This is a genomic window from Streptococcus pseudopneumoniae, from assembly GCF_001072665.1.
GTDB lineage: Bacteria > Bacillota > Bacilli > Lactobacillales > Streptococcaceae > Streptococcus > Streptococcus pseudopneumoniae_S.
This window is the reverse complement of sequence record NZ_JVJI01000033.1, coordinates 1-891: the sequence shown is the minus strand read 5'-3', so window position 1 is coordinate 891 and position 891 is coordinate 1. Positions and strand designations below refer to the sequence as shown.

Annotated in this window: 2 protein-coding genes; both read right to left on the bottom strand. The window is 38.6% G+C overall.

Annotated features, from left to right (window positions below):
• Positions 1-163 precede the first annotated feature (163 nt).
• The gene (locus ADH52_RS02485) at positions 164-586 is read right to left on the bottom strand and encodes a hypothetical protein (protein ID WP_049509897.1); all 423 of its coding nucleotides are present in this window, start codon (positions 584-586) and stop codon (positions 164-166) included.
• 12 nt (positions 587-598) lie between these two features.
• On the bottom strand, positions 599-891 hold a 293-nt coding region (locus tag ADH52_RS02480; RefSeq protein ID WP_049509894.1), incomplete at its 5' end, for a hypothetical protein.

Here is an 891-nt window from a genome sequence, read left to right as displayed (position 1 = left end):
TGAGTAGTCATTCATCAGGTTGACCAGAGTTTGAAGAAGAGTCCCATGCACCTCTACTAGGTAGTTGCGCATGCTCGAGATGGCCTGACCTTGGAGATTCTCACTTAATGTAAAAACAGGAACTTGCCTACAACTAACCGTGTATAAACAAGTTCCTCACAGGCTATTTCAATGGCGATACATAATCATCTGGAAGTTTGCCTCTCCAGTCAATCCATTTCTGTTCAGCAAGCGGAATTAATCTTTCAAGCTCTTCCTGAGTAAATAATTCCCAACTCTTAGGATTAGCTATTAAAGGAGTTAAGCCTTTTAATATAAATTGTTTCTCACTAGCTTTCTTTTCTTCTTCAGTCGGTGGCCAACGATCGGTCTGAAGTTTACTTAATATTTCTAACTGCGTTCTCTCTCCGCTTTCTAATAAGGCAAACAGCTCATTTGGTAATTCATAAACTACACGCTGAGGAGCAATTCCTCCCTCCTCAGTAACGTAATAAAGATGATTACCATCTCTCCAGATATACTGACCGTAACCTTTTACTTCTTCGAACTGGATAACATCTTTCCAGTCTAGTTTTGTTGGTTTCATTTCAAACCTCTTTTACTTAAGTGGTGATACATAATCATCTGGAAGTTCTCCTTCAGATTCAATCCACTGCTTCTCAGCAATCGGAATCAACTCTTCAAGTTCTTCCTTAGAAAAAAGGTTCCTATTTTTAGGGACATCTATCAAAGAAGCTGGATGTTTACTTATAAATTTTCTTCTAGATTCTCTTCTCTCTTCTTCCGTTGGTGGCCAACGATCGTTCTCCGCTTTAAAATCAATTTCACGTGCCGTTCTCCTACCTAATAAATATTCGTTAAAATCAGAAGGATTAATCTCAAAGATACGAC

Excerpts from the sequence above, each read along its gene's own strand:
- ADH52_RS02485 (WP_049509897.1), bottom strand. The coding sequence starts at position 586 with ATGAAACCAACAAAACTAGACTGGAAAGATGTTATCCAGTTCGAAGAA.